At 72.5% G+C, this 4919-nt stretch carries 6 protein-coding genes; 2 read left to right on the top strand and 4 right to left on the bottom strand.

The features are described 5' to 3' along the window. Window positions 1-153 precede the first annotated feature (153 nt). The 4 genes from ACFWXO_RS33280 to ACFWXO_RS33265 all read right to left on the bottom strand — a co-directional run bounded on the left by ACFWXO_RS33280 (window position 154) and on the right by ACFWXO_RS33265 (window position 3385). Entirely contained in the window at window positions 154-363 is a 210-nt protein-coding gene (locus ACFWXO_RS33280) for a DUF6243 family protein (RefSeq protein WP_380528610.1), read from the bottom strand. A 272-nt stretch (window positions 364-635) separates the two neighbouring features. Further along, entirely contained in the window at window positions 636-2474 is a 1839-nt protein-coding gene (locus ACFWXO_RS33275; RefSeq protein WP_380528608.1) for a glycoside hydrolase family 15 protein, read from the bottom strand. 131 nt (window positions 2475-2605) lie between these two features. Continuing rightward, a complete protein-coding gene (locus ACFWXO_RS33270; RefSeq protein WP_380528606.1) occupies window positions 2606-2818 on the bottom strand; it encodes a hypothetical protein in 213 nt (70 codons plus the stop codon). Between the two features lie 177 nt (window positions 2819-2995). Next, the gene (locus ACFWXO_RS33265; protein ID WP_380528604.1) at window positions 2996-3385 is read right to left on the bottom strand and encodes a DUF5958 family protein; all 390 of its coding nucleotides are present in this window, start codon (window positions 3383-3385) and stop codon (window positions 2996-2998) included. Window positions 3386-3583: 198 nt separating this feature from the next. Here ACFWXO_RS33265 and ACFWXO_RS33260 point away from each other — a divergent pair, with 198 nt between their 5' ends. After that, on the top strand, window positions 3584-4021 hold the full coding sequence (locus tag ACFWXO_RS33260; protein WP_380528602.1) for a PPOX class F420-dependent oxidoreductase: 438 nt from the start codon (window positions 3584-3586) through the stop codon (window positions 4019-4021). A 214-nt stretch (window positions 4022-4235) separates the two neighbouring features. Further along, window positions 4236-4790, top strand: a complete 555-nt coding sequence (locus ACFWXO_RS33255; RefSeq protein WP_380528601.1) for a hypothetical protein — start codon at window positions 4236-4238, stop codon at window positions 4788-4790. Window positions 4791-4919 lie beyond the last annotated feature (129 nt).

The raw sequence follows: 4919 nt of genomic DNA, 5'->3' as shown, positions 1-4919 counted from the left end.
TGTCGAGCGGCGCGGGCGCGGCCGGGCGGGGGGGGGGGGCTGGGGGCTCCCCCCCAACCGCCCGGGCTCCCCACGGTGGGGTGGCCCCCCTTCGCCGTACCGGAGCCCTGCCCCGTGCGGTGCCGCGCTGCAGCGGCGCGCTGCGGTGGTGCGTCAGCCCTGTGCGGTGTCGCCGTCCGCCCGCTCGGCGCCCTCGGCCGTTCCTGCCTTCTCGCGCATCTTGCGCACCAGCTCGGCCTTCTGGTCGGCTGCACCCTGGCGGTCGAGGTTGCGGTGCGGGCCGTTGTTCTGCCGTTCGGCGCGGGACAGCCTCTTGCGCTGGCCGCCGCCCATGCCCACGGGATTGTTGATGTTCTTGCTCACGGTCTTGGGTTCTCCCGGTGGTGAAGTGAAGTGAAGTGAAGCGGTCTACGGATTCATCGGTGGGGGACGGGCGGCGACGTCGAAGGACGTCAGCAGGGGCCCATCACGCGCTCACTCGTAGATCGGCGTCTGGAAGCACACGAGGAAGACGTTACCTGGTTCCGTCGGCCCCGCACACCAACCAACCGGCCGGCCCTCCTCCGCCCCGACGATCAGGAGGCCGAGGTCGCCCGGGGACACGGAATCCGGGATCCCACGCTCCGTCGCCCGGCTCAGCCGAGGGCGCGGTCGAGGTTGAAGGCCGCGCTGATCAGTGACAGGTGGGTGAACGCCTGGGGGAAGTTGCCGAGTTGCTCGCCGGTGCGGCCGATCTCCTCGGCGTAGAGGCCGAGGTGGTTGCCGTAGGTGAGCATCTTCTCGAAGGCCAGCCGGGCCTCCTCCAGGCGGCCGGCCCGGGTGAGTGCCTCGACGTACCAGAAGGAGCAGATCGAGAAGGTGCCCTCGGTGCCGTGCAGGCCGTCCGGGCTGGCCGCCGGGTCGTAGCGGTAGACCAGGGAGTCGGAGACCAGGTCCCGGGTGAGCGCGTCCAGGGTCGCCAGCCACTTGGGGTCGGTGGGCGAGACGAACTTGGCCATCGGCATCATCAGCACCGAGGCGTCCAGGACGTCGGCGCCCAGGGACTGGACGAACGCGCCGCGTTCGGCGGACCAGCCCTCCCGCATGATCTGCCGGTAGATCGCGTCCCGGTTCCGCAGCCAGCGGCCGAGGTCCGCGGGCAGGCCGCGCCGGTTGGCCATCCGGATCGCCCGCTCGATCGCGACCCAGCACATCAGCCGCGAGTAGACGAAGTCCCGCCGGCCGCCCCTGGTCTCCCAGATGCCCTCGTCGGGCTGGTCCCAGTGGTCGCAGAGCCAGTCCACGACGGCGCCGACCTCGTCCCAGTGGTCGCTGCTGATCGGCTGCCCCCACTTGTCGTACAGGTAGACGGAGTCGATCAGCGCCCCGTAGATGTCCAGTTGGAGCTGGTGGGTGGCGCCGTTCCCGACCCGTACCGGCGCCGAGCCCAGATGCCCTTCGAGGTGGTCCAGTTCGGACTCGGGAAGGTCCTTGCGCCCGTCGATGCCGTACATGATCTGCAGCGGGCCGGACGGGCCGGCGCCCCGCATGATGCCGCGCTCGGACAGGAAGGCCATGAACGCCTCGGCCTCCGAGGTGAAGCCCAGGCGGAGCATGGCGTAGACGCAGAAGGCCGCGTCGCGCACCCACACGTACCGGTAGTCCCAGTTGCGTTCGCCGCCGATCCGCTCGGGCAGGCTGGTCGTCGGCGCGGCCACGATCGCGCCGGTCGGCGCGTAGGTGAGCAGCTTCAACAGCAGCGCGGAGCGGTGCACCATCTCCCGCCAGCGGCCGCGGTAGCGCGAGCGGCTCAGCCAGTCGCACCAGAACCGGACGGTCGCCTCGAACTGCGCCTCCGCCTCGGCGTGCGGACACGCCCGCGGGCGGACGTCCTCACCGATCCGGTCCAGCGCGAACACCACGGACTCGCCCTCCAGGAGCTTGAAGTGCGAGCGGACGTCCCGGCCGTCGCCCTCCAGCGGCACGGTCGACGTCAGCGCCAGGGCCATCGACGGGGCCTCGAAGACGGCCTCACCCGCCCGCACCCGCACCGTGTGCGGCTCCGCTCCGTAACCGAAGCGGGGCGCGATCCGGGCCGCGAACGGCAGTGTCCCGCGTACGCACACCACCCGCCGGATCAGCCGGTGCCGGGAGGCCTCGCGGGACTCGTCGACGACCGGCATGAAGTCCTGGATCTCCGCCACGCCGTCGGCCGCGTAGAACCGCGTGATCAGCACATTGGTGTCGGGGAAGTAGAACTGCCGGGTCCGGGCCGGCACGTCGGCGGCCAGCTCGAAGGAGCCGCCCCGCTCGGCGTCCAGGATGGACCCGAACACGCTGGGCGCGTCGAACCGCGGGCAGCAGTACCAGTCGATGGTGCCGTCCGTCCCCACCAGCGCGGCCGTACGGAGATCACCGATCAACCCGTGCTCGGCGATCGGCAGATAGCGCGCTCCGCCCCCGCCCCCACCTCTGGATCCGGCCTCGAACTCCATGCCGGCCTCCCTACCGTTTCAGCGAGGGAAGGTACGGGCCGCAGCGGACCTCGCCTCTCATGGTAGATCGCCCCCGGCGTTCGGCACGGCGGGCCGGGCAGCGGCCGCTCCCCCGGCACGGCCACCGCCCGTCACGCGGTGGTGTGCCAGGACCGGCAGGCGGGCTCGTGCCAGGTGGTGCGGACGGCCCGGCCGCTCCGGGTGAGGTGTTCGCTGGACCACGTGCGGCAGCACCGGCCGACCGGCGGAGCCGGGACCGGCTGCCGCACGGGCCGGGCCTGGGCGGCGGACGCGGGCGCGGTGGAACGGCGGCGGTGGCGGCGGGTGATCCCGGGTGTCGTCATGTCGCAGGCTCTGCCCACCGGGCCGCCCAGCCGAACCCCGCGCTCACCCGAACGGCGCAATCCGTGCGCTCTCGGCGAAGTGGCCACCCCGCCGTCGTCCCGAAACCGCCGGGCTCCTCGCGGCCGGGGTCGGAGTCGGGGTCGGGGTCGCGGCCGGAGTCGGGGTCGCGGCCGGAGTCAGGTTCCCACGTGGTGCCAGGCGTGCCCACACCCGCCCGCGCAGAAGACGGCCCGCCGACGCTCGTCGGCGACACCGAGGAGCGCCACCAGCAGCCGGAACGCCTTGGCCCGTTCGTCCTGCGGAAGGTCGGCGATCTTCACCAGCTGCTCGCCGATGCGCCCGCGCACGAGCAGGACGGCCGGGGTGTGGGTGGGCCTGATCCCGGCCCGGCGGATGCTCTCCGGGCCGTCCTCGCCGGTGGCCCGGGCCTGGAGGCAGAACTCCGCCAGCATGCGCAGGACTTCGCACTGCTCGGCGTCGGCCATGCCCTCGAACCAGCTCAGGCCCTCACCGAGCGGCCGGACGCCCTGCGCCAACTCGTTGAGGACGACCGTGCGTCCGTCCATCCCGTCCCTCCCCCGATCCACCTGGTGGCCGACCGCGCGGGGCCGTCGCACCGAATCGCACTGTACCGCCCGGTACTGGAACGGGAAGTCGGCCCGGTCGACTTCCCGTTCCAGCGCGAGAGGCTCGCTACGCTGAGGCGGCATCAGACGGGCGGCACCCGTCAGGGGCCGCCGCGGAACGACGAGAGAGGACGGCCGGTGGACATCTGGACGGAGGACCTCCGGGCGCGGCTGGCGCAGCCGTGGATCTGGTTCGTGGCGACGACCGGGGTGGACGGTGCTCCGCACGTCACGCCGATGTGGGTCGGTCTGGAGGGCGAGCGGGTGTACTTCAACACCTCCGTCGGCCGGATCAAGGAGCGCAACCTGCGCCACGACCCCCGGGTCTGCCTCTCCGCCTCCGACCCGGCCGATCCGTACGACCGGGTCCAGATCCACGGCCGGGCCGTCGAGTTCGTGACCGGCGAGCAGGCCGACCGGCAGATGGACCGTCTCGCCCGCAAGTACCTCGGCGTCGAGGAGTACGGCTGGCGCATCCCCGGCGAGCGGCGGGTCACCGTGTTCGTCGAGCCCACCCGGATCCGCCGGGTCGTCGGGGTCGAACCGCTGCCGGCCGCCGCCCGGGCCACCGACTGACCGTGCCCTCCTCGGCGTCAGCGGCCGCACTGGCGCCGGAACGGGCGGTGGCAGCGGGGTCGATGGTGGTTCACGACGGTGGGCGCCGCCGGGGGCATCGAGTTGACGGGATCGTTCGTCCTCGGAAGCATGTGTGGCCGCGTGCCTGCGCGGCTGGGCGCAGGCCGGTTCTCCGGGATGTGGGGTCATGGTGTTGGTGAGGTCCGGGCGGGGCGTGGCAAGGGCGGGGCTGGCCGTCGGAGCGGCGATGGTGCTGGCGGTCTGCACGGCCGGCGGGGCCGACGCCGCGCAGGCCGGTGCGCCGTCGCCCGGGCAACCTGCGGCGTCCGCCGCCGCGACCTCCTCGCCCTCCGCGACCTCCGTCCGGATCACGGAGGGCGAGGTCGGCGAGGTGGGTCCGCGGGGGACGATCACCTACCCGTCGGTGACCAGCTGCCTGGTCGTCACCGTCCTGCTGCGGGACGGCGGCAAGGTCGGTGGCCATGCAAGCCTGTTCCAGGTCCCGGGGAAGTACAGCTCGGACGAGATCCTCCCCGCCATCAGGCGGGCCGTCGGCCACCGGCCGGTGCAGTCCGTCGACGTCAGCGGGGCCGTCGGGGCCTGGAACCCCTCGTACTTCCGGAAGGCCGTCGAGCGGTACACCGACACGGCCCCGCCCGGGCCGACCGGCGACGCACACGGGATCGGCGACGCGGTGGCCCGCCTGCTGGGCCAGCCGCGCGGGAAGGTCACCGTCCAGGACCTGCCGGACGGCGACATCACGAGGTGAGACGCGGCCCATGCCCCCGCGCCCCCCCCGCCGGGCCCCCGCGGGCGCCGCGCCCGCCCCGAAAAAATATAAAATAATACACCTTAAACCATAAAAAAATAAAAATTTCACAGCTGTTGTGTTTGTGTT

The sequence above is a fragment of the Kitasatospora sp. NPDC059088 genome (assembly GCF_042738155.1).
Classification (GTDB): Bacteria; Actinomycetota; Actinomycetes; order Streptomycetales; family Streptomycetaceae; genus Kitasatospora.
This window is presented reverse-complemented; position numbering and strand designations above follow the sequence as displayed.

What these genes read in the sequence shown, in the direction of transcription:
- ACFWXO_RS33265 (WP_380528604.1), bottom strand. Translation starts at nt 3,385, where the DNA reads ATGGACGGACGCACGGTCGTCCTCAACGAGTTGGCGCAGGGCGTCCGG.
- ACFWXO_RS33275 (WP_380528608.1), bottom strand. Translation starts at nt 2,474, where the DNA reads ATGGAGTTCGAGGCCGGATCCAGAGGTGGGGGCGGGGGCGGAGCGCGC.
- ACFWXO_RS33270 (WP_380528606.1), bottom strand. Translation starts at nt 2,818, where the DNA reads ATGACGACACCCGGGATCACCCGCCGCCACCGCCGCCGTTCCACCGCG.